This is a genomic window from Rhodococcus sp. MurmanLake-1 (assembly GCF_056945715.1).
The window spans coordinates 795985-820886 of the sequence record NZ_JBWZNF010000001.1 but is presented as its reverse complement, the minus strand read 5'-3'; the positions used below and the strand labels follow the sequence as shown (position 1 = coordinate 820886).

The following is a 24902-nucleotide window of genomic DNA, read 5'->3' as shown; positions in this document are numbered from 1 at the left end:
AAATCGAATAGCACGAGGACCACCGGGTTGGTTTCTCGATTCAGTCCGAAATATGAGACTCCGCATGTAGACGCAAGATGAAATCGGGGTAGTTTTCTCGAATGTTCTCCAAAGTGCTCGTCGCGAACCGCGGCGAAATTGCGATCCGTGCCTTCCGCGCCGCCTACGAACTAGGTGCCGGAACCGTCGCGGTGTTCCCGTACGAGGATCGGAACTCGATCCACCGTCTCAAGGCAGACGAGAGCTACCAGATCGGGGAGAAGGGTCACCCCGTTCGGGCGTATCTCTCAGTCGAGGAAATCGTCGCCGCCGCCAAGAGTGCCGGAGCCGACGCCATCTACCCCGGTTACGGCTTCCTTTCCGAGAACCCGGATCTGTCGGCGGCGTGCGCCGAGGCAGGCATCAAGTTCGTCGGCCCGTCCGCCGAGATCCTCGAGTTGACCGGAAACAAGGCTCGGGCCATCGCAGCGGCAAAGGCCGCCGGTCTCCCCGTGCTCGCGTCCTCGGAGCCGTCAGCGGACATCGACGAGTTGCTCGCGGCCGCCGAGGACATGACCTTCCCGATCTTCGTCAAGGCCGTTGCCGGCGGCGGTGGACGCGGAATGCGCCGCGTTGCGGAGCGCTCACAGCTCAAGGAATCGATCGAAGCCGCAGCGCGCGAAGCGGAATCGGCCTTCGGCGATTCGACGGTCTTCCTCGAGCAGGCCGTCATCGACCCCCGGCACATCGAAGTGCAGATCCTCGCCGACGAGCAGGGCAACGTCATCCACCTCTTCGAGCGTGACTGCTCGCTGCAGCGTCGCCACCAGAAGGTGATCGAGCTTGCTCCGGCGCCCAATCTCTCGGAAGAGTTGCGCGCCAAGATCTGTGCCGACGCCGTCGCCTTCGCGAAGGAGATCGGGTACACGTGCGCGGGTACCGTCGAGTTCCTCCTCGACAAGCGCGGCAATCACGTCTTCATCGAGATGAACCCGCGAATTCAGGTGGAGCACACCGTCACCGAAGAAGTGACGGACGTGGACCTGGTCCAGTCGCAGCTCAAGATCGCGTCCGGTTCGACGCTTGCAGAGCTTGGTCTGTCACAGGACACGATCAAGCTTCGCGGCGCGGCGCTGCAGTGCCGCATCACCACGGAGGATCCGGCCAACGGATTCCGCCCGGACACGGGCCGCATCACCGCGTACCGCACCCCGGGCGGAGCCGGTATCCGCCTGGACGGCGGCGCCACGCTCGGAGCCGAGGTCGGCGCGTACTTCGACTCGATGCTGGTCAAGCTCACCTGCCGTGGTCGTGACCTCGAAGCCGCTGTCGCGAGGGCTCGCCGCGCGGTCACCGAGTTCCGCATTCGTGGCGTCTCGACCAACATTCCGTTCCTGCAGGCGGTTCTCGACGACCCGGACTTCCGTGCCGGACGTGTGACGACCTCCTTCATCGAGGAACGTCCTCAGCTGCTGACTCTGCGTTCTTCGGCAGACCGCGGCACGAAGATCCTGACCTACCTCGCGGATGTGACGGTCAACAAGCCTCACGGTGAGCGGCCCTCGGCGGTGTACCCGCAGGACAAGCTGCCCAAGATCGATCTTTCGACGCCTCCTCCTGCCGGTAGCCGTCAGCGCCTGCTCGAACTCGGACCCGAAGGTTTTGCGAAGGCGTTGCGTGAGCAGAAGGCCGTCGGCGTCACCGACACCACCTTCCGTGACGCGCACCAGTCGTTGTTGGCCACGCGAGTTCGGACCAGCGGACTGCTCGGAGTAGCCGGGCACGTTGCGCGGTTGACGCCGGAACTGCTCTCGATCGAAGCCTGGGGCGGCGCGACCTATGATGTGGGACTTCGCTTCCTGCACGAGGATCCGTGGTACCGGCTCGCCGCACTCCGCGAGGCGATCCCGAACATCTGCCTTCAGATGCTTCTTCGCGGCCGAAACACCGTGGGCTACACGCCGTATCCCGAAAAGGTCACGCGCGCATTCGTTCAGGAAGCCACCGACACCGGTATCGACATCTTCCGAATCTTCGACGCGCTCAACAACGTCGACCAGATGCGGCCTGCCATCGACGCGGTGCGTGAGACCGGAACGGCCCTCGCCGAGGTGGCGCTGAGCTACACCGGTGATCTGTCGGATCCGAACGAAACTCTGTACACGCTCGACTACTACCTGAAGTTGGCCGAAGAGATCGTCGATGCCGGCGCTCACGTGCTCGCGATCAAGGACATGGCAGGCCTGCTGCGCGCTCCGGCAGCTACCAAGCTGGTGACGGCGCTACGCAGCAACTTCGATCTGCCGGTTCACGTTCACACGCACGACACTCCCGGTGGACAGCTGGCCACGTACTTCGCAGCGTGGCAGGCGGGCGCCGACGCAGTCGACGGTGCTTCCGCGGCACTGGCCGGAACCACCAGCCAGCCTGCGCTCTCGGCCATCGTCGCCGCTGCCGCGCACTCCGAGTTCGACACCGGACTGAACCTGCAGAACGTGTGCGACCTCGAGCCGTACTGGGAGGCGCTGCGAAAGGTGTACGCGCCGTTCGAATCCGGATTGCCGGCGCCGACGGGTCGCGTGTACACGCACGAGATTCCGGGAGGCCAGCTCTCCAACCTCCGGACGCAGGCCGTTGCTCTCGGTCTCGGCGACCGGTTCGAAGAGGTCGAAGCCAAGTACGCCGACGCGGACCGCATGCTCGGGCATCTCGTGAAGGTGACGCCGTCGTCGAAGGTCGTCGGCGACCTCGCGCTCCATCTTGTCGGCGCTGGTGTGCCTTCGGAGGAGTTCGCCGCAGATCCGGCGAAGTTCGACATTCCCGACTCCGTGGTGGGCTTCCTGCGCGGTGAACTCGGTACGCCTCCCGGTGGTTGGCCGGAACCGTTCCGCAGCAAGGCACTCGAAGGACGTGGCCAGGCCAAGCCGGAAGCGACGTTGTCCGCTGAGGACGAGGTACTTCTAGAGGGCTCGTCGAAGGACCGTCAGGCGACGCTGAACCGTCTGCTGTTCCCCGGCCCGACAAAGGAATTCCTCGAACACCGCGAGAAGTACGGTGACACGTCGCGGCTTTCGGCAAACCAGTTCTTCTACGGTTTGCGGCGCGGCGACGAGCACCGGGTCGAGTTGGCTCCCGGCGTGGAACTGATCATCGGTCTCGAGGCGATCTCCGAGCCCGACGAGCGCGGCTACCGCACTGTCATGTGCATCCTGAACGGCCAGCTTCGCCCGGTCTCGATCCGCGATCGCTCCATTGCCAGTGACGTACCGGTGGCGGAGAAGGCCGACAAGAACAACCCGGGCCACGTGGCTGCACCGTTCGCGGGCGTCGTGACGCTCGCGGTCAAGGAAGGCCAGAAGATCGACGCCGGCGACACCGTGGCCACGATCGAAGCAATGAAGATGGAAGCGGCGATCACCTCGCCGCGCGCCGGCGTCGTCTCTCGGATCGCGATCAGCGCCGTCCAACAGGTCGAGGGCGGAGACCTGCTGGTAGTCGTCTCGACGGGGGAGAGCGCCGCAGAGTGACACGCATCATCTCGGGACTCGCGGGCGGTCGACGCCTGCGAGTCCCGCCGAGCGGCACCCGTCCGACGTCGGATCGGGTTCGTGAGGCGCTGTTCAGTGCTCTCGAAGCGCGCATCGATCTCGAAGGGTGCGCGGTTCTCGACCTCTTTGCGGGTTCGGGTGCTCTCGGCCTCGAGGCGCTCTCGCGGGGAGCCGAGCACGTTGTTCTCGTGGAATCCGATGCCAAGGCTGCTGCCGTCATCAAGGCGAACATCGGCACTGTCGCGTTGTCGGGGGCGACGGTTCGCGCCGCTCCGGTTGCGGCCGTGGTCTCGGGTCCGAGCGCGCGTGAATACGACATCGTGATCGCGGACCCGCCGTATGCGGTAACCGACGAGGCCGTCGTGTCCATGCTCGCTGATCTGCAGGCCAACAAATGGGTGGGGGAGGGCACGATCGTGGTACTCGAACGATCGTCGCGCTCGCCGGAGACCGTGTGGCCTCAGGGCTACGAGCCGATCAAGGCCAAGAACTACGGTGAAGCCCGCATCGAGCTGGCCACCTGCTACGGTCTGGACTCATGACTGGCGCCGTCTGCCCCGGATCCTTCGACCCTGTGACCAACGGTCACCTCGACGTAATCGGAAGAGTTGCTGCGCAATTCGACGAGGTCGTGGTCACCGTGCTGATCAACAAGAGCAAGCGTGGCATGTTCACGATCGACGAGCGGATCGAGATGCTCGAAGACGCGACGAGCCACCTGCCCAACGTTCGCGTCACGTCGTGGCACGGATTGTTGGTCGACTACGCGAAACAAGAAGGACTCAGCGCGATCGTCAAGGGTCTGCGAGGCGCGAACGACTTCGATTACGAGCTGCAGATGGCTCAGATGAATCAGAAGCTCACGGGCGTCGACACGCTCTTCGTTGCCACGAATCCGACGTACAGCTATCTGTCGAGTTCTTTGGTGAAGGAAGTTGCGACCTTCGGCGGCGACGTCTCCGACATGCTCCCGGCCAAGGTGCATTCTCGGCTACTCGCGCGTATCGCCGAACGAGCAGCCGAAAACAGCTGATCCCCGACACACCGACCACGACGACACCCCGTTGGCCGTTCTTCCGGCAAACTTGGACAGGAACGGGCACAGGTCCGAGTGGACCGGTGACGATGTGGGCCGATTTCGGCCGGTAGAGATTGGGGTTGCTTGTGTACCGCGTATTCGAGGCACTGGACGAACTGGTCGCAATTGTCGAAGAGGCGCGCGGTGTTCCCATGACCGCAGGGTGTGTTGTGCCTCGCGGTGACGTACTCGAGCTACTCGACGACGTCCGGGACGCAATTCCGAGCGAGCTGGACGACGCTCAGGACGTCCTCGATCATCGCGACAAATTGGTCGGTGACGCGCGAGCAAACGCCGAGAAGACGGTCAGCAGCGCCAATGCCGAGGCAACCTCGACTGTCGAGAACGCACGCGACGACGCCGACCGGATTCTGTCCGATGCCAAGGCTCAGGCCGATCGCATGGTTGCCGAAGCACGCGCACACGCCGATCAGTTGGTCGAGGACGCAGAAGCAGAAGCGGAACGGACCGTCACCGACGGCCGCCGTGAGTACGAGGCCGTCACCGGACGGGCGCGTGCCGAGGCCGATCGGATGATCGAGTCCGGCCAGGCCTCGTACGAACATTCAGTGGCGGAGGGAACGGCGGAGCAGGCTCGTCTGGTGTCGCAGACCGAGGTTGTCCAGTCAGCTCACGCGGAATCCGCGCGAGTGATCGACGCCGCTCATGCCGAGTCCGACAGGATGCGTTCGGAGTGTGACCTGTACGTGGACACCAAGTTGGCCGAGTTCGAAGAGTTCCTCACCGGAACGGTTCGATCGGTCGGGCGTGGTCGTCAACAGCTTCGAACGGGTTCGGGAGTCCCCGACTACCAGGACGACGATCGTCGTTCGGAGCGTCGTCGCTAGAGCGAACGAGACAGTCGAGGGTGGGTCGTCCGATATGGGGCGGCCCACTTTTTCGTGGACGGAATTGGGATTTGCGTTGTAGCTGCCGTATTGTGGAGTGGTTGCCCATACCAGTTTCAACAGTTAGGTGAGTTCTCTTTGTCAACGCATCGTCGTAGTTCGTCGCATCAATCAAGTGATGCGGGATTTTTGCTGGACACGGTCAAGCTCGGTCGTCGTCCAGGGTCGATGCGTACCGTCGAGAGAACAATTCAGTCCCCGAACCGTATCGGTCTCGATCTGATCGCGATCGAAGCGGGCGCGGACATAGATCTCGATCTTCGTCTCGAAGCAGTGTCCGAAGGCGTTCTCGTCACCGGAAACGTGCACGCACCCACCAAGGGTGAATGCTCGCGGTGCCTTGAACCTTTCACTGACACCGTGGACATCTATCTCACGGAGTTGTTCGCTTACCCGGACAGCACCACCGAGGAGACGACGGAAGAGGGAGAGGTCTACGCGGTCGAAGACGACGAAATCGACCTCGAACCGGTCATCGTCGATGCAGTCGGTCTGGCGCTTCCGCTCCAGCCTCTGTGCAGTGACGATTGCCTGGGATTGTGCTCAGAATGTGGCATTCGCCTGGCGATTGCGGAATCTGGGCATGGGCATGACATACTTGATCCTCGCTGGGCTGGTCTCGCGGCCAAATTTGGCGTGGAATCAAACACCAGCGAAAATCTTGTGATCACCGAAGCCGAGGAGAAGTAGAAGTGGCTGTCCCCAAGCGCAAAATGTCGCGATCCAACACGCGGTCGCGTCGTAGCCAGTGGAAGACCACTGTGCCCACCCTCGTTACCTGCCCCAACCGTGGCTGTGGCGAGCAGACCCTTCCCCACATCGCATGCCCGTCATGCGGTACTTACAAGGGCCGCCAGGTAACCGCTGCTGTCTAGTTCTCCCCGGAGAAAGACTATGACGAGCGAAAATACAGTTTCAGCCGCCGGCGGCGAGGGCAATCACGACAAGCTCCTCGCCGCTGTCGGCGTAGATATAGAGCCCGGTCTTCTGACCCTGGCTCTCACGCACCGCTCGTACGCGTACGAGAACGGCGGTCTGCCCACGAACGAGCGCCTCGAATTTCTCGGGGATTCCGTTCTCGGCGTCACGGTGACCGAAAATCTTTATCTGTCCCACCCGGACAAATCCGAAGGTGATCTGGCGAAGATTCGTGCCAGCGTGGTCAACATGCATGCACTCGCCGAGGTTGCCAGGACTCTGGGTGAAGGTGGACTCGGAGCGCACCTGCTGCTGGGTAAGGGTGAGGAAATGACGGGCGGCCGTGACAAGCCGTCCATCCTCGCCGACGGTATGGAGTCGATTCTCGGCGCCATTCACCTGCAGCACGGCATCGATACTGCGCGACGTGTTGTTCTCGATCTGTTCGACGATCTACTCACTCGCGCACCGCTTCTCGGCGCGGGTCTGGATTGGAAGACGAGTCTGCAGGAACTGACCGCAGAACACGGTGCCGGAGTTCCCGTCTACGAGATCACCGCTACCGGACCCGATCACGACAAGGAATTCACGGCCACGGTTCTCATCAGTGGCAAGCCCTTGGGCGTCGGTGTCGGTCGTTCCAAGAAGGAAGCCGAGCAGAAGGCAGCAAGTTCGGCATGGAAGACGATGTCGGAGAATGCCGCTGCTAGCGCAGTCGCTGCTGACAACCCGTCTGATCTCGCCGGCTGAGTTCACTCTTGCCTGAGCTTCCCGAAGTCGAAGTCGTTCGCCGCGGCCTACAGTCTCATGCTGTAGGTGCGGCGATCGAGGCCGTCGAGGTCCTCCATCCCCGCGCGATCAGGCGCCACATTCTCGGTTCCGAGGACTTGATCGGCCAACTCACCGGGCAGACCATCGCTTCGGCAGAGCGTCGCGGCAAGTATCTGTGGCTGGTTCTCGAGCCTGCCGGTGTCGGACTGGTGGTTCATCTCGGGATGAGCGGACAGATGTTGGTCCAACCCCCGACAGTCGACTGGGAAAAGCACCTACGCATTCGGTTGGCCCTCGATTCCGGGGCTGATCTTCGATTCGTCGACCAGCGGACCTTCGGGGGCTGGTCGATTTCACCCCTCGTCGAGGTCGACGGAACGATGCTGCCCGAGTCGGTGGCGCACATCGCTCGCGATCCCATGGATGCTGCGTTCGATCTCGAATCCGTCGTGAAAGTCCTGCGGGGCAAGCACACCGAGATCAAGCGCGCGATTCTCGACCAGACAGTGGTCTCCGGAATCGGAAACATCTACGCCGACGAATCATTGTGGCGTGCAAAGATTCACGGCAACCGAATCGCCGAATCGCTCACCAGGCCCAAACTTCGAGAACTGTTGACCGCGGCGCACTCGGTGATGGGAGAGGCGCTCGATCAGGGCGGTACGTCCTTCGACGCGCTGTACGTGAACGTCAACGGGGAATCGGGCTACTTCGACCGGTCGCTGTCGGCGTACGGGCAGGAGAATCTTCCGTGCCCGCGATGCGGCGCGCCGATCAAGCGTGAGAAGTTCATGAATCGATCGTCGTTCAGTTGCCCGCGGTGTCAGCCGACCCCGAGGGCACGGCGAATCGCCTAGGTCTCCGCCCCTTCGGTTCGGCGGAGTGGCAAGATTGCGTCATGGCTGAACAGACTCCAGACAACACTGCAACCGCCCCAGCTCACACGGAGCTTTGGGTGGAACGCACAGGAACCCGCCTCTACACCGGCAAGAGTTCGCGTGGCGCAGAGGTTCTCATCGGCTCCGAATCGGTGCCAGGAGTCTTCACGCCCGGCGAACTCCTCAAAATTGCACTGGCTGCATGCACCGGGATGAGCTCAGACTTCCCGATCTCTCGCCGCCTCGGTGACAACTACGACGCGACGGTTCGAGTGTCCGGTGCCGCCGATCGTGAAAACGAGGTCTACCCGCAGCTCGACGAGGTTCTCGAACTCGACCTCAGTGAGTTGGATGCCGAAGCGCAGCAGCGCCTCATCACTCTCGTCGAGCGTTCCGTCGACAAGGTGTGCACGGTCGGGCGCACTCTCAAGGCCGGAACCAAGGTCACGCTGTCGTTCGACACGGAAGCCTGATGTCCCGCGCCGGCAGTGTTGTCGCTGCGATCGCACTGGGTTCCGTTGTGGCGGTGAGTGCTCCGGCACAGGCCTCGGTCCCGGCCGACGGCTCGGACGGTGGTTGCGGCAAATGGACGTCGAGCGTCGTGACGACTGGTGCCGGAATGCTCGAGAATCTCGAATTCGACGGCAGCGGATCGATGGTGTTGTCGCAGTCGGCTCTGATAGGGCCGGGTGCACTGCTGAAAGTGGCGCCGGACGGAACACGGACAACTTTGGTCGGTGACGTCACCGGACCTGGCGGGCTGGTCGCGCGTGACGGTTCCGTGTACTTCACCACGGGCAACTCGACTGTCTCGGGTCTGTTCGGAATCGCCGACGGCAGCCTTCGTAAGGTCGACGTCGCAGACGGATCGGTGACAACGATTGCCGACGGTCTGGTGATGCCGAACGGGCTTGTGCCGCTGGACGGTAACCGTTTCCTCACAGCTCGCACCCTGACCCGGCCGGGGCTCACGGTCATCGACAGTGGCGGAACCAGTTCGATCGTTCGTGAGGATCTCGGCACCGTCGACGGCCTCGCACGCTCCGGTTCGACGATCTACGTAACGACCACTTTCGACATGGTGACCGCGGTCCACGTCCTCGACGCACACGATCTGGGCGGGCCGGTGCGAACGATCACGCTCCCCGGGTTCGGTCCGGCAAACATGGCGGACGATCTGACCGTCGGACCGGACGGCGCGTTGTACGTCGCATTCAATGCCGGCGGCAAAGTTGTTCGCGTCGATCCGGATTCGGGATCTTCGTGTGAGATCGCCTCGGGTCTGCCGTTCACATCCGCGGTGAAGTTCGGTGCCGGCCCGGGCTGGGACCCCAACTCGATCTACACCGCCGGTTTCCTCGGCGACGTCCACCGTCTCGAACGTGTGGCGGGCTGAACGTCATGACTGAGACACCGCCTGTGCGGTTGACGGCGTGGGTTCACGGATATGTTCAGGGCGTCGGGTTCCGGTGGTGGACCAGGGCCCGCGCCCTCGAACTCGGGTTGATCGGATATGCGTCGAATCAGCGTGACGGTCGAGTGCTCGTCGTGGCGGAAGGCGAACGCACGCAGCTCGAGAGATTGTTGGAGTTGCTTCGCTCGGGAACAACACCGGGCACGGTGGATCTCGTGGTCGACAGCTGGGACCCCGCCAGGGGCGACCTGACAGGGTTCGTCGAACGCTGACCGGTTTGGCGGTAAAGTTTCCCCCCATGCACCTCAAGAGTCTGACACTCAAGGGATTCAAATCCTTTGCGTCGGCAACGACTCTTCGGTTCGAGCCGGGGATCACCTGTGTCGTCGGGCCGAACGGCTCGGGTAAATCCAACGTCGTCGATGCGTTGACCTGGGTGATGGGCGAGCAGGGCGCCAAGGCTCTGCGCGGCGGCAAGATGGAAGACGTCATCTTTGCCGGCACCTCCGGCCGCGCGCCGCTGGGCCGCGCCGAGGTGACCTTGACCATCGACAACGCCGACGGCGCGCTCCCGATCGAGTACTCCGAGGTGTCGATCACGCGCCGGATGTTCCGCGACGGCGCGGGGGAGTACGAGATCAACGGCTCGTCCTGCCGTCTGATGGACGTCCAGGAACTGCTCAGCGACTCCGGTATCGGCCGCGAAATGCATGTCATCGTCGGGCAGGGACGGCTCGCCGCGATCCTCGAATCCCGCCCCGAGGATCGACGCGCCTTCATCGAAGAAGCCGCGGGAGTCCTCAAACATCGCCGCCGCAAGGAAAAAGCGGTACGCAAGCTCGATTCCATGCAGGCCAATCTCGCTCGACTCAGTGACCTCACCGCGGAACTGCGTCGGCAACTCAAACCGCTGGGACGCCAGGCCGAGGTTGCTCGGCGAGCACAGACGGTCCAGGCTGACCTGCGTGATGCCAAGATGCGGCTGGCCGCTGACGACCTGGTGACCCGTCGAACCCAACTGAACGACCAGGCGCAGGACGAGAAAGCGGCCCGCGAACAGCACAACGAGGTGGCGTCCGCGCTCGACGAGGCCAACCTCGAACTCGGGCGCCAGGAGCAAGCTCTCGCTCGTCTGACTCCGGGATCGGAAGCGGCTGCGCAGAGTTGGTTCCAGCTCTCCGCGCTTGCCGAACGAGTCAACGCCACCGTGCGCATCGCCCGCGAGCGTGCACGACATCTCGACTCCGAACCCGTCGGCAACCGCGGCCAGGACCCGGACGAGATGGAAGCGCGCGCCGAACGTCTTGCGGCCGAGGAGGCCGAACTCCTCGAAGGCGTCGAAATCGCGCGAGCGGCGTCGGAAGCTGCTCGGGACCAGCTGGCAGCCACCGAAGATGCTGCAGCAGAGGCGGAACGGGCGCACATGGCGGAAGTTCGTGCCGTCGCCGACCGCCGTGAAGGTCTTGCTCGACTCTCCGGTCAGGTCGACACTCTGCGTACCCGCGTCGAATCCGTCGACGCGGAAGTTTCCCGACTGACCGAGGCCATCGACGAGGCTCGTCTGCGTGGGGATGCCGCACAAGCCGAGTTCGACACGGTGCAGGAAAGCATCGGGGACCTCGACGCCGGTGAAGTAGGCCTCGACACCAATCATGAACGCGCCGTCGAAGCTCTCGAGATGATCGACGCACGTGTCGAAGAACTTCGTGAGGAAGAAAAGACGAGCGGGCAACGCATAGCTTCGCTCCGTGCGCGCGTCGAGGCACTGTCGATGGGCTTGCAGCGCAAGGACGGTGGCGGCTGGCTGCTCGAACATCGGCGCGACGACGGCATCACCTCGCTGGTCGGATTGATTCACGTCGAGCCCGGCTACGAAGCTGCCATCGCTGCCGCGATGGGGCCGGCGGCGGACGCCGTCGTGGCGCAGTCGCTGGACTCGGCTCGCTCCGCTGTTGCAGCGCTGGCCGATCAGGACGGTGGGCGTGCCTCGCTGATCGTGAGCGGTGAACCGGTGATCAAACGCGAGGCCGAGATCGCACCGGGCAGTCGTCCTGCCGTCGACGTCATCGACTGCCCTGACGAGTTGTGTGCGGGGTTGACCGCAATACTCGATGGCGTTGTCCTGGTCGAGACTCTCGAGGACGCGATTCGAGTTGTTGCTGATCACAAGGGAATTCGTGCAGTGACGCGTTCCGGCGATCTGCACGGTTCGGGGTGGATGATCGGTGGCTCGGATCGGCAACCCAGCTCGCTGGAGGTACAGGCGGCGATCGACGCGTCAGCAGCGGAACTGGCGGCAACGGAGAGCCGATCCGAGGAACTCGATGCGGCGCTGTCCGGCGCTCTGGCCGAACAGGCCGCTCGACGCGAGACCGCGGAGCAGACTTTGGCCGCGCTCAACGAGTCGGACGCTGCCATGTCCGCGATCTACGAGCAGTTGGGCAGATTGGGGCAGGCAGCACGAGTCGCCCATGCGGAATCCGAGCGGTTGACTGCCCAGCGAGTGCGTGCCGAGGAGGGCCGCGGTGAGTCGCTGACAAAGCTGGCGGACCTGGAAGAACGTCTGCGCGTCGCCGAAACCGACGGCACTGCACCGGGACACGGTGCGGAATCGACCGCTGCCGATCGCGAAATGGCCGCAGCAGCGCTGGCCGAAGTGCGCATAGTCGAAATGGATGCTCGCCTTGCCGTGCGCACCGCCGAAGAACGTGCGGAATCCGTACGCGGAAAGGCTGATTCGCTTCGCCGCGCCGCTGCTGCCGAACGAGAGGCACGAATTCGCGCCGAGCGGGCTCTGCGCGCCAGAGCGCACGCTGCGGAGGTTGCAGCTGCCGTCGCCGAGTCGGGGCAGCGCGTGGCGGCCGAACTCGAGGCCGTCGTCGCTGGAGCTCTTGCTCATCGCGACGAGTTGGCTCGGGCCCGCTCCGAGTGCACGGCCAAGCTGGATCAGGTCCGCGAGATCGTCCGGGCACTGACCGGACAGCTCGCTTCACTCACCGACGCCGTCCATCGCGACGAGGTTGCGAAGGCTCAGGCAGCGCTGCGCATCGAACAACTCGAGGAGTCGATCCTCGATCAGTACGGTATAGGCCTCGATGATCTGATCGCCGAGTACGGACCCGACGTCGAACTGCCGCCGACCGCTCTCGAAATCGAGGAGTACGAGCAGGCCAAGGAGCGCGGCGAGCAGGTAACCGCCCCCGCTCCGCTTCCGTACGATCGTGCGACTCAGGAACGGCGCGCGAAGCGGGCGGAGAAAGACCTCGCCACCCTCGGCAAGGTCAATCCGCTGGCGCTCGAGGAATTTGCAGCTCTCGAGGAGCGGTACACCTTTCTCTCCACTCAGCTCGAAGACGTCAAGACCGCACGCAAGGACCTTCTTGCTGTGGTCGCAGACGTGGACGCACGAATTCTGCAGGTGTTCACCGAGGCCTATGCCGACGTCGAGCGGGAGTTCGTGGGGGTGTTCGAGAAATTGTTCCCCGGGGGAGAAGGACGACTGGTTCTCACCGATCCGTCGGACATGCTGACCACAGGCATCGAAGTCGAGGCGCGTCCGCCCGGTAAGAAGGTCAAGCGGTTGTCGTTGCTGTCGGGCGGCGAGAAGTCGTTGACCGCGGTGGCCATGCTGGTCGCGATCTTCCGGGCACGCCCGTCCCCGTTCTACGTGATGGACGAGGTCGAGGCGGCGTTGGACGACACCAACCTGCGGCGGCTGATCGGACTCTTCGAACAATTGCGGGAGAAGTCGCAGTTGATCGTGATCACTCACCAGAAACCGACGATGGAAATCGCCGACGCGTTGTACGGAGTCAGCATGCGCGGCGACGGCATCACCACCGTGATTTCGCAGCGACTTCGCGGTCAAGACATGGCCTCGACGTAAGCCCTGCTCACTTTCCGGGTCGGAGCCTGAAACAATGGGCCGGTGACTACCCAGGCTTGGATCATCATCGCGGCTGTAGCGGCCGTACTACTCGTCGTTCTCGTTGCCGGATTCCTGCGCTACCGCAAGGGGCAGGTGTCGCTGAAGGCGCCCGAGACGAAGCCGGAGCTCGGCACCCCCGAGAAGGACAAGTCAGGCGGCTACAAGGCCGGCGGCGGGTTCAACTTCAGTCAAGGCTCGACGGCAACGGCGCCACCTCCGGTGGTTCCGACGCCGCCGGTCGCGGAGAAGCCGCCTGTCGTCGAAGAACCTGTCGTCGAAGAACCTGTCGTCGAAGAACCTGTTGCGGAGAAGCCGGCCGTCGTCGAGAAACCGGTTGTCGAAGAGCCGGTAATCGAAAAGCCGATTGTAGAAGAACCACCGGTAGCAGAACCTGTTGTCGAAGAACCTGTCGTTCCCGAACCTGTTGTCGTTCCCGAACCTGTAGTCGTACCCGAGCCCGTCGTAGTTCCCGAGTCCGTCGTAGTTCCCGAGTCCGTCGAGCCTGCACCGCGCGTGCTGGACGAGATCGACCCGACCGAGGGTCGGCTGGACCGACTGCGCGGGCGCCTCTCCCGCTCGCAGTCAGCAGTCGGCAAGAGCTTGCTCGGCCTACTCGGTGGCGGCGATCTCGACGAGGACTCGTGGGAAGAAGTCGAGGACACCCTTCTCATCGCAGACCTCGGCTCCGCGACCACGGAAAAGGTCGTCACGAAGCTTCGTGAGCAGATGGCGGCCCGCAGCGTCCGGACCGAGGCTGCCGCCCGCGCCCTTCTGCGCGAGGTGTTGATCGCCGAACTGCGTCCGGAACTGGACCGCTCCATCCGCGCGTTGCCGCACGATGATCACCCGGCTGTTCTGCTCGTCGTCGGCGTCAACGGAACCGGCAAGACAACCACCACCGGCAAGCTGGCTCGCGTGCTCGTCGCCGACGGTCGTCGCGTCGTGCTCGGCGCCGCGGACACGTTCCGCGCCGCCGCTGCCGATCAGCTCCAGACGTGGGCCGAGCGTGTCGGCGCTGAAGTTGTTCGTGGCAAGGAGGGTGGCGATCCCGCTGCGATTGCATTCGACGCGGTCTCTCGCGGCATCGCGGACGGCGTCGACGTGGTCCTCATCGACACCGCGGGCCGTTTGCACACCAAGACCGGTCTGATGGACGAGCTCGGCAAGGTCAAGCGGGTCATCGAGAAGAAGGCGTCGGTCGACGACGTTCTGCTGGTTCTCGATGCGACGGTCGGCCAGAACGGACTGGCGCAGGCTCGAGTGTTCGCGGAGGTCGTGGACATCACCGGCGTCGTACTGACCAAGCTGGACGGAACTGCCAAGGGCGGAATTGTCTTCCAGGTTCAGCATGAACTGGGTGTGCCGGTGAAGTTGGTCGGTCTCGGTGAAGGTGCCGACGACCTGGCGCCCTTCGAGCCGGGTGCATTCGTCGACGCGCTCCTGGGCTGACGCCCCCGTGCGCCTTTTTGGTAGCGCGAACTACCGAAAAGGCGCACAGGGTCGGTAGAACCCCCTGGCGAAACCTGTTTGCAACAAAGTTGGGCAATTGGTTCACGTCTGCGAAACGCGACAGCGCCATGGACGAAACACCAGCCCAGCACTCTTCTCCTTAACGACGTGCTGCCCGGCACGTGCGACTAGGAGGTAGTAAGTGAGTACCGACGATTTGTTGGCGAACTCCGGTAACGCCGCATGGATGCTGATGGCTGCATCTCTGGTCTTGCTGATGACACCCGGCCTCGCTTTCTTCTACGGCGGGATGTCTCGGTCCAAGTCCGTCCTGAACATGATGATGATGTCCTTCGGGGCCATGGCCGTCATCGGCGTCATCTACGTTCTGTGGGGATGGTCGATGTCCTACGGCACCGAGAACATCGGGGGCATTTTTGCCAACCCGTTCGAGTTCTTCGGCCTCAAGAACAGCATCACCGATGCTGACGGCAACTTCATCGCCGGCGCGTGGGGCTACCCCAACGTCATCGACATCGCGTTCCAGGTGACATTCGCGATCATCACCACCGCCCTTATCAGTGGTGCCCTGGCCGAGCGGGTCAAGTTCGGCACCTGGCTGCTGTTCTCGGGTATCTGGGTCACCGTCGTCTACTTCCCCCTCGCACACATGGTGTGGGGCGGCGGACTCCTCTCGGGCTCCGAGGACGGCATCGCGGCAAAGCTCTTCGGCACCACGGTCAACGACGACGGAGTCACCGTCGCCAACGTCGCTCCGATCGACTTCGCCGGTGGCACAGTCGTTCACATCAACGCGGGTATGGCCGGTCTGGTCCTCGCCCTCATCGTCGGCAAGCGTCTCGGCTTCGGCAAGACCGCCTTCCGTCCGCACAACCTGCCCTTCGTGATGCTCGGCGCAGCACTTCTCTGGTTCGGTTGGTTCGGCTTCAACGCCGGCTCGGCATTCGCCGCCGACGGTAACGCCGGTCTCGCCTGGGTCAACACGACCACCGCGACGTGTGCCGCAGTCCTGGCCTGGCTCGCCACCGAGCGTATTCGTGACGGTCACGCCACCAGCCTCGGCGCAGCTTCCGGTGCGGTCGCCGGTCTGGTCGCCATCACCCCTGCTGCCGGTGCGCTCAACCCCGTCGGTTCCATCTTCCTCGGCGCCGTAGCCGGCATCCTGTCCGCTCTCGCAGTCGGCCTGAAGTTCCGCTTCGGCTTCGACGACTCGCTCGACGTCGTCGGTGTGCACCTTGTCTCCGGCCTGTGGGGCACGATCGGTATCGGATTCTTCGGCACCGCAACCGGCCTCTTCTACGGCGGCGACTACAAGCAACTGGTGGTTCAGATCGTGATCGCACTCGCAGCACTCGTCTTCACCGGCGTTCTGACGACGATCATCGGCTTCGCACTCAAGCCCCTGGGCTGGCGAATCTCGGCCGAGGACGAGGCACGCGGCATCGATGAGACCGAACACGCAGAGACCGCATACGACCTCGCGTGATCAGCACGTGATTAAAGTGAATTCAGGCACTTCAGAGTTTGGAAAGGGATGAGCACATGAAGCTGATCACAGCAATCGTCAAGCCGTTCACGCTCGAGGACGTCAAGACCGGACTCGAGCAGGCCGGAGTGCTGGGTATGACAGTCAGCGAAGTTCAGGGCTACGGCCGACAGAAGGGTCACACCGAGGTGTACCGAGGCGCGGAGTACTCCGTGGACTTCGTACCCAAGGTCCGGGTCGAGGTCGTCGTCGACGACGCGGCCGTGGACAAGGTGGTCGAGGTGATCGTCGAGGCCGCTCGCACCGGCAAGATCGGTGACGGCAAGGTGTGGGTCTCGCCAGTCGAGTCGGTCATCCGGGTTCGCACCGGGGAACGCGGTGGCGATGCACTCTGACCCGAAAGGGTCCGAGAACCTCGGCCCTGGTTCCGTCGCGAAAGCGACGGGGCCAGGGCCGGTCTCGTCAGGGGGATCCGACGAAGCTGCGGACCTGGCCCGCGCACGCAAGGCCCTACTCACCGGAGGCGTCAAGAACAGGAGGCTCGACGCCCCTTCTCTGCGACATGCACTGGTCGATCTGCACGAGTTCTGGTTGACCACCAAGGGGACCGAACTGGGCATCAAACCGGATTGTGGGTTTGCCATCGTCGCCGTGGGTGGTCTTGGCCGACGCGAACTGTTGCCGTATTCCGATCTCGATCTGATTCTGCTGCACGACGACATGGACCCAGCAGTCGTGGCCCAGGTTGCGGACAGCCTGTGGTACCCGCTGTGGGACGCGCACATCAAACTCGACCACAGCGTGCGGACGCTTCCGCAGGCGCTTCAGGTTGCGGCCACCGACATGACGGCGGCACTCGGAATGCTCGAAGCACGCCACATTGCCGGCGATGTGGAGCTGAGCAACCTGTTGATCAGTGGTGTCCGTCGACAGTGGCGCATGGACATCCGCAGCCGATTCGACGAATTGATCACCCAGACCCGTACGAGGTGGGAGCGCAGCGGCGAGATCGCCCATCGCGCCGAACCGGATCTCAAGAGCGGCCGTGGCGGGCTGCGTGACGTCCAACTGCTCAACGCCCTGTCCATCGCGCAATTGACCGACGGGATGCCAGGGCTGGGACCCAACTCGCCCGGCGGCGGTCTGGCACTCGCGCACAGGCGGTTGCTCGACGTGCGCACCGAACTTCACCGCGTTGCCGGTCGCGCCCGCGATCAACTGCGAGCGCAGGACGCCGACGAAATCGGTGCGGCGCTGCGGATCGGTGATCGATTCGATCTGGCCCGCCTTCTCAGTGAATCGGCGCGCACCATCAGCTATTCGGTGGACGTCGGTATCCGTACCGCCGGAAACTCCTTGCCCCGGCGTGGTTTGTCGCGGCTGCGTCGCGCGCCGGTGCGGCGACCACTGGACGAGGGCGTCGTCGAGCATGCCGGCGAAGTTGTCCTGGCGCGCGATGCGAGGCCGAAGAAGGATCCCGGTCTGGTGATGCGGGTCGCGGCAGCGGCGGCCACCAACGGCATGCCGATCTCCGCGTCGACGCTCAATCGACTGGCCGACAATGCCCCGGAACTGCGTGAGCCGTGGCCGAAAAATGCGGTCAACGATCTCTTGGTCGTGCTCGGTTCGGGATCGCGTGCCGTTCCGGTGATCGAGGCGATGGACAGGACCGGGCTCTGGGGTCGACTCCTGCCGGAGTGGGGGACCATTCGCGATCTTCCGCCGCGCGACGCCGTCCATACGTGGACGGTGGATCGCCACCTGGTCGAAACCGCCGCGTATGCAAGCGGATTCACCACTCGCGTCGCTAGGCCGGATCTGCTCATGCTCGGTGCGTTGATCCACGACATCGGGAAGGGGCGAGGGGGAGACCACAGCGTCGTCGGTGCCGAATTGGCCACCGCGATCGGAAATCGCTTGGGACTCTGGCCTTCCGACGTCGCGACGTTGACGGCGATGGTGCGCTATCACTTGCTGCTGCCGGAAACGGCGACCCGTCGCGACCTCGACGATCCGGCAACGGTGCAGCGAGTGGTCGACGCACTCGAAGGGGACGGGACGCTTCTCGATCTCCTGCATTCGTTGGCGGAGGCGGATTCGCTGGCCACCGGGCCTGGCGTCTGGGGCGACTGGAAGTCGTCTCTGATCGGTGAGCTCGTGCGTCGTTGCCGTTTGTTGATGGCGGGGGAGGAACTCCCACAACCCGATCCACTCGCTCCCGAGCAGTTGGCCATTGCCGAGGAGGGCGGGGTTCACGTCTCGCTCGTACCGGCCGAGAATCCGCACACCTACGTCGTGACCGTCATCGCGCCCGACGCGCCCGGGCTGCTGTCTCGGGCTGCCGGCGTTCTGGCGTTGCAGTCGTTGCGGGTGCATTCCGCTTCGCTGGGGTCGCATGCGGGTTCGGCGGTCAATTCGTTTGTCGTCACACCGAGGTTCGGCACACCGCCGCAGGCGGTGCTGCTCAGGCAGGAATTGATCCGCGCTTCGGCCGGTGAACTGAATCTGCTCGAACTTCTCGACGCCAAGGACGAGGAGGCACGGGCAGAGCAGTGGGACGACCCGATCCAGACAAACAAGGACTCGGCGGTTCCGGTGCTCTATTCGCAGGCACCGCCGCGGGTCATCTGGTTCGACGCGCCCGGTGACGGTCACGCGATCCTCGAATTGCGTACCGAAGACCGCGTCGGCCTGCTTTGCCGACTGGCCGCAGCACTCGAACACAGTGGTGCCGACATCCGGTGGGCGAAGGTCGCCACGTTGGGTTCCTCGGTGGTCGACGCGTTCTGCCTCGACTTCGGTGAGGCCGATACCCGCGCGGCGCGAGAGCGCGTCGAGGAGGCGGTGCTGGCGGTGGTTCCGGTGCCACAACCGAAGAAGAAAGAGGATTGACGGACCGGTTTCGGCAGTTACGCCCGCATCGGCTGGGATCGGTGCGGGCGTAGCGGCTAGGCTGGTGCCCGAGAATATCCACGGCTAACTCGCACGACCTTCAGGAGCGCACTCGGTGTTCGAATCCCTTTCCGACAGATTGACCGGATCTCTCAAGGATCTGCGTGGCAAGGGTCGTCTGTCCGGCGCCGACATCGACGCTACGGCCCGCGAGATCCGCCTTGCCCTGCTCGAGGCCGACGTCGCGCTTCCCGTAGTGCGCAGCTTCATCGCCAAGATCAAGGAACGCGCCAAGGGCGCCGAGGTCTCGGGTGCACTGAACCCCGCTCAGCAGGTCGTCAAGATCGTCAACGAAGAGCTGGTCGAGGTTCTCGGCGGCGAAACTCGTCGACTCCAGTTCGCCAAGACTCCGCCGACGGTCATCATGTTGGCCGGTCTGCAGGGTTCCGGTAAGACCACGCTGGCCGGAAAGTTGGCCAAGTGGCTCAAGGACCAGGGGCACACGCCCCTCCTCGTAGCCTGCGACCTTCAGCGTCCCGGCGCCGTCACTCAGCTTCAGATCGTCGGTGAGCGTGCGGGCGCGGCAGTCTTCGCGCCGCACCCCGGTACCTCCATCGGCGGCGGCGAAAACGCACTGGGCGTGTCCGCTGCCGACCCCGTCGAGGTCGCCCGGGCCGGCGTCGAAGAAGCACGCAACAAGCATTACGACGTCGTGATCGTCGACACCGCCGGTCGCCTCGGTATCGACTCCGAGCTGATGGCGCAGGCCGCCGGTATCCGTGACGCCGTCAACCCGGACGAGACCATCTTCGTCCTCGACGCCATGATCGGTCAGGACGCGGTCAGTACCGCCGACGCGTTCCGTGAGGGAGTCGGCATCACCGGTGTCGTCCTCACTAAGCTCGACGGCGACGCCCGCGGTGGTGCCGCACTGAGCGTCCGCGAGGTCACCGGCCAGCCGATCCTCTTCGCGTCCACCGGCGAGAAGCTCGAAGATTTCGACGTCTTCCACCCCGATCGCATGGCCAGCCGGATCCTCGGTATGGGCGATGTACTGAGCCTCATCGAGCAGGCCGAGCAGGTTTTCGACGCCGATCAGGCCGAAGCGACCGCAGCGAAGATCGGTTCCGGTCAGCTCACCCTCGAAGACTTCCTCGATCAGATGATGGCCGTCCGCAAGATGGGCCCGATCGGCAACCTCCTCGGCATGCTGCCGGGTGCCGGCGGCATGAAGGACGCGCTGGCCAACGTCGACGAGAAGCAACTCGATCGCATTCAGGCCATCATCCGCGGTATGACGCCGGCCGAGCGCGACGATCCGAAGATCATCAACGCCTCACGCCGACTGCGCATCGCGAACGGTTCGGGCGTGAAGGTTTCCGACGTCAACCAGTTGGTGGATCGCTTCTTCGAAGCCCGCAAGATGATGGCTGCCATGGCCGGCCGTATGGGCATGCCCGGCGCGCGTAAGCAGGTTCGCAGCAAGAAGGGCAAGAAGGGCAAGAAGGGCGGCAAGGGCCCGACGCAGCCCAAGATGCGCGGAGGATTCCCCGGCATGGGCGGATTCCCGGGTATGCCCGGCGGAATGCCGGCCGGTATGCCCGACCTGTCGAACATGCCCAAGGGTCTCGATCAGTTGCCGCCCGGACTGGAAGGCATCGATCTTTCCCAGCTCAAGCTGCCCAAGAAGTAGTCGGTGGCTGCGCTTCATCTGCGGGGTATCGGTCTGCCCGATGCCGAGCCGATCGAATTGTGGATCGTCGACGGGCTGATTTCCTTCGAGGCGGTGTCCGGTGCGGAGACGATCGTCGAATCGGGTTGGATCACACCGGGTCTAGTGGATGCGCATTGTCACGTCGGTATCCGCTACGGCGGTGGCGGGGGCGAAACCGTCGACGGCTTGCTGGAGCAGGCGAAGACCGAACGTGACGCGGGCGTGCTGTTGCTCCGCGACGCCGGATCACCGGTCGACACCAGGTTCATCGACGAGCGCCTCGATTTGCCGCGAATCATTCGCGCAGGTCAGCACATCGCGGCACCCAAGCGGTACATCCCGGGCTTGCCGGTCGACCTGGACGACGAATCTCAGTTGCCGGCCGAGGTAGTGCGTCAGGCACGCGCTGGTGACGGCTGGGTCAAGCTCGTCGGCGACTGGATCGATCGTTCCGTCGGCGATCTGGCTCCCTTGTGGAGCGACGAGATCCTGGTCGAGGCCATCGCTGCCGCCCACGCCGAAGGCGCAAAGGTCACCGCTCACGTTTTTGCCGAAGACGCTTTGCCCGGCCTGATCAACGCCGGTATCGACTGCATCGAGCACGGCACCGGATTGACGGACGCGACCATCGAGTCGATGGTCGCGCACGGCACGGCCCTGGTTCCGACGCTGATCAACATCGCTACTTTCCCCGAGATCGCGGACTCCGCCACGCGGTATCCGATCTACGCGGCGCACATGCGCGATTTGCACGCTCGTCGGCACCAGACAATCGGTGCCGCTCACGAGGCCGGGATTCCGATCTATGCCGGAACGGATGCCGGCGGTTCGATCAGGCACGGGCGGATCGCCGACGAGATCGCCGAACTCGAAGTTGCCGGATTGACAGCTCACCAGGCGTTGGGCGCAGCCAGCTGGGATGCGCGGAGTTGGTTGGGTGCCCAGGGCATCGAAGAGGGAGCGCCCGCCGACCTGGTGGTTTATTCCGAAGATCCGCGCGGAAACTCCGATGTGCTCGCGAAGCCGGCGCGTGTGATCCTCCGCGGCACCCCCGTGAGTGGTTAGGGAGTCCCTGCACTCTCGAAGCGCGCACAGGGTGGTTTCCGAACGAGCCCACCCATCTGGCACAATGGACCATTGTTCGTCGCAACCGGTTACGTACCGCTGCGACGGTCACAGGATAGAGGCAAAACCGGGCTCACAAATCGTGTGGGTCGCTGAATTGCACGTGACATGCGCAGCACTGTTGTGCGCGCTGAAGGAGAACTGCAGCTGTGGCTGTCAAAATCAAGCTCACCCGCCTCGGCAAGATCCGCAACGCTCAGTACCGCGTTGTCATCGCCGACTCGCGCACCCGTCGTGACGGCCGTGCGATCGAGACCATCGGCAAGTACCACCCCAAGGAAGAGCCCTCGCTGATCGACATCGATTCCGAGCGCGCTCAGTACTGGCTGTCCGTGGGCGCACAGCCCACCGAGCCCGTCGAGGCACTCCTCAAGATCACCGGTGACTGGCAGAAGTTCAAGGGCCTGCCGGGCACCGAAGGCACCCTGCGCGTCAAGGAAGCCAAGCCCACCAAGCTCGAACTCTTCCAGGCTGCACTCGCGCAGGCCGAGAACGAGCCGGTTGCAGAAGCAATCACCCCCAAGAAGAAGAAGGCTGCAAAGGCTGACGAGGCCAAGGCAGAAGACACCGCGGCTGACGCCGAGGCTCCCGCTGCAGACGCCGAGGCTGCTGACAAGTGAGTGCCGTCGTCGCTGATGCGGTAGAGCATCTCGTGCGTGGCATCGTCGCCAATCCCGACGATGTGCGTGTCGAGCTGATCACCGGACGTCGGGGACGGACCGTCGAGGTGCACGTGCACCCCGACGATCTCGGCAAGGTCATCGGTCGGGGTGGTCGCACGGCGACCGCGCTGCGGACCTTGGTCTCCGGCATCGGTGGCCGCGGTATCCGTGTTGATGTCGTCGACACCGATCAGTAGACGGCAGTAAACAGGTGGAACTCGTAGTCGGTCGTGTCGCGAAGTCGCATGGCATCAAAGGTGAATTGGTAGTCGAGGTTCGTACAGACGAGCCCGAAGATCGTTTTGCCGTAGGTTCTGTGCTGCGTGGGCGCAAGCCGCGCGAGTCCACACTGAAGTCGTACACAGTGGAAGCCGCCCGGGATCATTCCGGGCGGCTTCTGCTGCGCCTCGAAGGCGTCAGTGACCGTGGCGACGCAGATGCGTTGCGCGGCACACTGTTTGTCATCGACAGTTCCGAACTCGAGCCTTCGGATGATCCGGACGAGTTCTACGATCACGAACTCGAAGGACTGAAGGTCGTCCTCACGGACGGTACCGAGGTCGGTTCGGTCGTCGAGGTATTGCATTCCGCCGCAGGCGAATTGCTTTCGATTCGCCGCACCGGTGAGACGTCCGGTGAATTGCTGATCCCGTTTGTCGCCGCCATCGTCACCTCGGTGTCGATTGCCGACGGCGTCGTGATGATCGAGCCTCCCGAGGGACTGCTCGACCCGGACTTCGGTGACAAGTCGAACAGCGATAATTCGAACCCAGACAACGACTGATCGTTTGTCATGCGTCTCGACGTCGTCACCATCTTTCCCGAGTATCTCGAACCGCTTCGTGCTGCCTTGCTGGGCAAGGCAATCGAACGTGGCTTGATCTCGGTCGACGTCCACGATCTTCGGTCGTGGACCCATGACGTACACAAAGCCGTCGACGATTCCCCGTACGGCGGCGGACCCGGCATGGTCATGAAACCCACCGTCTGGGGTCCGGCACTGGACGACGTGATCGGTCGCTCCGATTCTTCCGGCCCGGATGATGCCGAGACGATCCTGGTGGTGCCGACTCCCGCCGGCGTCCCGTTCACTCAGGCGACCGCACATCGCTGGGCCACCGCCAAGCACCTTGTCTTCGCCTGCGGCCGATACGAAGGTATCGACCAACGCGTCTTCGACGACGCCGCCAAGCGGGTTCGCGTTGAAGAAGTCAGTATCGGCGATTACGTTCTGATCGGCGGCGAAGCAGCCGTGCTGGTGATGGTCGAGGCTGTTGTGCGACTGATGCCCGGTGTTCTCGGCAATCAGCTGTCACACCAAGAGGATTCGTTCTCCGACGGGCTCCTCGAAGGGCCCAGTTACACTCGCCCCGCCGTGTGGCGTGATCTCGAGGTTCCGCCTGTTCTGCTTTCCGGAGATCACGCGAAGATCAAAGCCTGGCGCCATGAGCAGTCGCTGCAGCGCACGGCCGAGCGTCGACCGGATCTACTTCCTTAGGTATTTCTCTTCAACCAGGTGATGCTTGCGCCGTCGTCGAGCGATTCGGTTGCAGTCGGTGTGAACAGTGTCGGCTCGAAGTTACCTCTGATCATCGGTATGCCCGCGCCGGCGACAATCGGATACCTTTTGACGATCAACTCGTCGATCTCCGGTAGTAGTTCGCCGGCGAGAGTTCCGCCGCCGCACAGCCAGATATCTTGTCCTTCTTCCTCTTTGAGGGATCTGACGACCGCACGTGGATCGGTGCGAACGATGGTGACCGCGGGATCCTCGGCGTCAGCGAGGGTGCTGGAGACGACGAACTGGCGCAGGTGCGCAAAGGGGCTGGTCACGCCGAGGCTCAGCCCGGGCTCGTAAGAGCCGCGGCCCATGACGACCGTGTCGAAGGTTCTGTTGGGTGCGTCCTCGATTCCGAGAGCGGGCCGCACATGCGTTGGCACGGTCTCGGGATATCGATCGCATATCCAGGCCGTGATCTGTTCGGAAACCGGGAAGAAATCGAATTCGCCGTCTGGTCCCGCGATGTAGCCGTCGAGGGAAGCTCCCACGTAGTACACAAGCTTTCGCATGAAACGCTCCGTTCGTAGTACTATGTTTGTAGTGGTTCAACTTAGGGCCGTGTCAGGAGTG

The 24902-nt window shown here is 63.6% G+C and carries 23 protein-coding genes; 22 read left to right on the top strand and 1 reads right to left on the bottom strand.

The genetic code is table 11. The features are described from left to right. The first annotated feature begins 101 nt into the window (after positions 1-101). From AC2ETI_RS03720 to trmD, 22 genes are all read left to right on the top strand, one after another. Entirely contained in the window at positions 102-3506 is a 3405-nt protein-coding gene (locus AC2ETI_RS03720; protein ID WP_483633581.1) for a pyruvate carboxylase, read from the top strand. Next, positions 3503-4069 carry a 16S rRNA (guanine(966)-N(2))-methyltransferase RsmD gene (gene rsmD, locus AC2ETI_RS03715; RefSeq protein ID WP_483633580.1) on the top strand — a complete coding sequence of 189 codons (567 nt, stop codon included), beginning with the start codon at positions 3503-3505 and terminating at the stop codon, positions 4067-4069. The genes AC2ETI_RS03720 and rsmD overlap by 4 nt, the downstream gene beginning before the upstream one ends. After that, complete coding sequence (coaD, locus tag AC2ETI_RS03710; protein WP_003942776.1) at positions 4066-4560, top strand: pantetheine-phosphate adenylyltransferase; 495 nt, start codon at positions 4066-4068, stop codon at positions 4558-4560. The genes rsmD and coaD overlap by 4 nt, the downstream gene beginning before the upstream one ends. 131 nt (positions 4561-4691) lie before the next feature. Continuing rightward, positions 4692-5453: a DivIVA domain-containing protein gene (locus tag AC2ETI_RS03705; protein WP_003942696.1), complete on the top strand. Its 762-nt coding sequence runs from the start codon at positions 4692-4694 to the stop codon at positions 5451-5453. Between the two features lie 189 nt (positions 5454-5642). Then, positions 5643-6203, top strand: a complete 561-nt coding sequence (locus AC2ETI_RS03700) for a YceD family protein (protein ID WP_007729319.1) — start codon at positions 5643-5645, stop codon at positions 6201-6203. A gap of 2 nt (positions 6204-6205) precedes the next feature. Beyond that, positions 6206-6388 (top strand): 50S ribosomal protein L32, encoded by a 183-nt coding sequence (rpmF, locus tag AC2ETI_RS03695; protein WP_007729318.1) that lies wholly within the window; start codon positions 6206-6208, stop codon positions 6386-6388. 19 nt (positions 6389-6407) lie between these two features. After that, positions 6408-7181 carry a ribonuclease III gene (gene rnc, locus AC2ETI_RS03690; protein ID WP_019747952.1) on the top strand — a complete coding sequence of 258 codons (774 nt, stop codon included), beginning with the start codon at positions 6408-6410 and terminating at the stop codon, positions 7179-7181. 8 nt (positions 7182-7189) lie between these two features. Continuing rightward, entirely contained in the window at positions 7190-8059 is an 870-nt protein-coding gene (gene mutM / locus AC2ETI_RS03685; protein ID WP_019747953.1) for a bifunctional DNA-formamidopyrimidine glycosylase/DNA-(apurinic or apyrimidinic site) lyase, read from the top strand. A 41-nt stretch (positions 8060-8100) separates the two neighbouring features. Further along, entirely contained in the window at positions 8101-8553 is a 453-nt protein-coding gene (locus AC2ETI_RS03680) for an OsmC family protein (protein ID WP_020907278.1), read from the top strand. Continuing rightward, positions 8553-9476 carry an SMP-30/gluconolactonase/LRE family protein gene (locus AC2ETI_RS03675; RefSeq protein WP_483633579.1) on the top strand — a complete coding sequence of 308 codons (924 nt, stop codon included), beginning with the start codon at positions 8553-8555 and terminating at the stop codon, positions 9474-9476. The genes AC2ETI_RS03680 and AC2ETI_RS03675 overlap by 1 nt, the downstream gene beginning before the upstream one ends. Before the next feature lie 5 nt (positions 9477-9481). Further along, positions 9482-9766, top strand: coding sequence for an acylphosphatase (locus AC2ETI_RS03670; protein ID WP_019747956.1), 285 nt, complete (start codon positions 9482-9484; stop codon positions 9764-9766). 26 nt (positions 9767-9792) lie between these two features. Beyond that, positions 9793-13380 carry a chromosome segregation protein SMC gene (gene smc, locus AC2ETI_RS03665; protein ID WP_483633578.1) on the top strand — a complete coding sequence of 1196 codons (3588 nt, stop codon included), beginning with the start codon at positions 9793-9795 and terminating at the stop codon, positions 13378-13380. 42 nt (positions 13381-13422) lie between these two features. Beyond that, positions 13423-14871 carry a signal recognition particle-docking protein FtsY gene (gene ftsY, locus AC2ETI_RS03660; protein WP_483633577.1) on the top strand — a complete coding sequence of 483 codons (1449 nt, stop codon included), beginning with the start codon at positions 13423-13425 and terminating at the stop codon, positions 14869-14871. A gap of 247 nt (positions 14872-15118) precedes the next feature. Beyond that, positions 15119-16378: an ammonium transporter gene (locus tag AC2ETI_RS03655; protein ID WP_042450902.1), complete on the top strand. Its 1260-nt coding sequence runs from the start codon at positions 15119-15121 to the stop codon at positions 16376-16378. Between the two features lie 56 nt (positions 16379-16434). Continuing rightward, on the top strand, positions 16435-16773 hold the full coding sequence (locus AC2ETI_RS03650) for a P-II family nitrogen regulator (protein ID WP_003942772.1): 339 nt from the start codon (positions 16435-16437) through the stop codon (positions 16771-16773). Continuing rightward, positions 16763-19270, top strand: a complete 2508-nt coding sequence (locus tag AC2ETI_RS03645) for a [protein-PII] uridylyltransferase (RefSeq protein ID WP_070796281.1) — start codon at positions 16763-16765, stop codon at positions 19268-19270. The genes AC2ETI_RS03650 and AC2ETI_RS03645 overlap by 11 nt, the downstream gene beginning before the upstream one ends. 115 nt (positions 19271-19385) lie before the next feature. After that, positions 19386-20963, top strand: a complete 1578-nt coding sequence (ffh, locus tag AC2ETI_RS03640) for a signal recognition particle protein (RefSeq protein WP_003942713.1) — start codon at positions 19386-19388, stop codon at positions 20961-20963. A gap of 3 nt (positions 20964-20966) precedes the next feature. Next, on the top strand, positions 20967-22049 hold the full coding sequence (locus tag AC2ETI_RS03635) for an amidohydrolase family protein (RefSeq protein ID WP_483633576.1): 1083 nt from the start codon (positions 20967-20969) through the stop codon (positions 22047-22049). A gap of 209 nt (positions 22050-22258) precedes the next feature. Next, positions 22259-22729: a 30S ribosomal protein S16 gene (gene rpsP / locus AC2ETI_RS03630; protein WP_003942818.1), complete on the top strand. Its 471-nt coding sequence runs from the start codon at positions 22259-22261 to the stop codon at positions 22727-22729. Next, the gene (locus AC2ETI_RS03625) at positions 22726-22968 is read left to right on the top strand and encodes an RNA-binding protein (protein WP_003939023.1); all 243 of its coding nucleotides are present in this window, start codon (positions 22726-22728) and stop codon (positions 22966-22968) included. Before rpsP ends, AC2ETI_RS03625 begins: the two co-directional genes overlap by 4 nt. A 14-nt stretch (positions 22969-22982) precedes the next feature. Next, on the top strand, positions 22983-23555 hold the full coding sequence (rimM, locus tag AC2ETI_RS03620) for a ribosome maturation factor RimM (protein WP_322742208.1): 573 nt from the start codon (positions 22983-22985) through the stop codon (positions 23553-23555). Between the two features lie 9 nt (positions 23556-23564). Further along, on the top strand, positions 23565-24269 hold the full coding sequence (gene trmD, locus AC2ETI_RS03615; protein ID WP_019747962.1) for a tRNA (guanosine(37)-N1)-methyltransferase TrmD: 705 nt from the start codon (positions 23565-23567) through the stop codon (positions 24267-24269). Here the strand turns inward: trmD and AC2ETI_RS03610 are convergent. Beyond that, positions 24266-24841, bottom strand: a complete 576-nt coding sequence (locus tag AC2ETI_RS03610; protein ID WP_019747963.1) for a dihydrofolate reductase family protein — start codon at positions 24839-24841, stop codon at positions 24266-24268. The genes trmD and AC2ETI_RS03610 overlap by 4 nt on opposite strands. Between the last annotated feature and the right edge of the window lie 61 nt (positions 24842-24902).

Excerpts from the sequence above, each read along its gene's own strand:
- AC2ETI_RS03645 (WP_070796281.1), top strand. The coding sequence starts at position 16,763 with ATGCACTCTGACCCGAAAGGGTCCGAGAACCTCGGCCCTGGTTCCGTC.
- AC2ETI_RS03720 (WP_483633581.1), top strand. The coding sequence starts at position 102 with ATGTTCTCCAAAGTGCTCGTCGCGAACCGCGGCGAAATTGCGATCCGT.
- coaD (WP_003942776.1), top strand. The coding sequence starts at position 4,066 with ATGACTGGCGCCGTCTGCCCCGGATCCTTCGACCCTGTGACCAACGGT.
- AC2ETI_RS03675 (WP_483633579.1), top strand. The coding sequence starts at position 8,553 with ATGTCCCGCGCCGGCAGTGTTGTCGCTGCGATCGCACTGGGTTCCGTT.
- AC2ETI_RS03655 (WP_042450902.1), top strand. The coding sequence starts at position 15,119 with ATGCTGATGGCTGCATCTCTGGTCTTGCTGATGACACCCGGCCTCGCT.
- AC2ETI_RS03680 (WP_020907278.1), top strand. The coding sequence starts at position 8,101 with ATGGCTGAACAGACTCCAGACAACACTGCAACCGCCCCAGCTCACACG.
- trmD (WP_019747962.1), top strand. The coding sequence starts at position 23,565 with ATGCGTCTCGACGTCGTCACCATCTTTCCCGAGTATCTCGAACCGCTT.
- AC2ETI_RS03670 (WP_019747956.1), top strand. The coding sequence starts at position 9,482 with ATGACTGAGACACCGCCTGTGCGGTTGACGGCGTGGGTTCACGGATAT.
- smc (WP_483633578.1), top strand. The coding sequence starts at position 9,793 with ATGCACCTCAAGAGTCTGACACTCAAGGGATTCAAATCCTTTGCGTCG.
- rnc (WP_019747952.1), top strand. The coding sequence starts at position 6,408 with ATGACGAGCGAAAATACAGTTTCAGCCGCCGGCGGCGAGGGCAATCAC.
- AC2ETI_RS03610 (WP_019747963.1), bottom strand. The coding sequence starts at position 24,841 with ATGCGAAAGCTTGTGTACTACGTGGGAGCTTCCCTCGACGGCTACATC.
- AC2ETI_RS03650 (WP_003942772.1), top strand. The coding sequence starts at position 16,435 with ATGAAGCTGATCACAGCAATCGTCAAGCCGTTCACGCTCGAGGACGTC.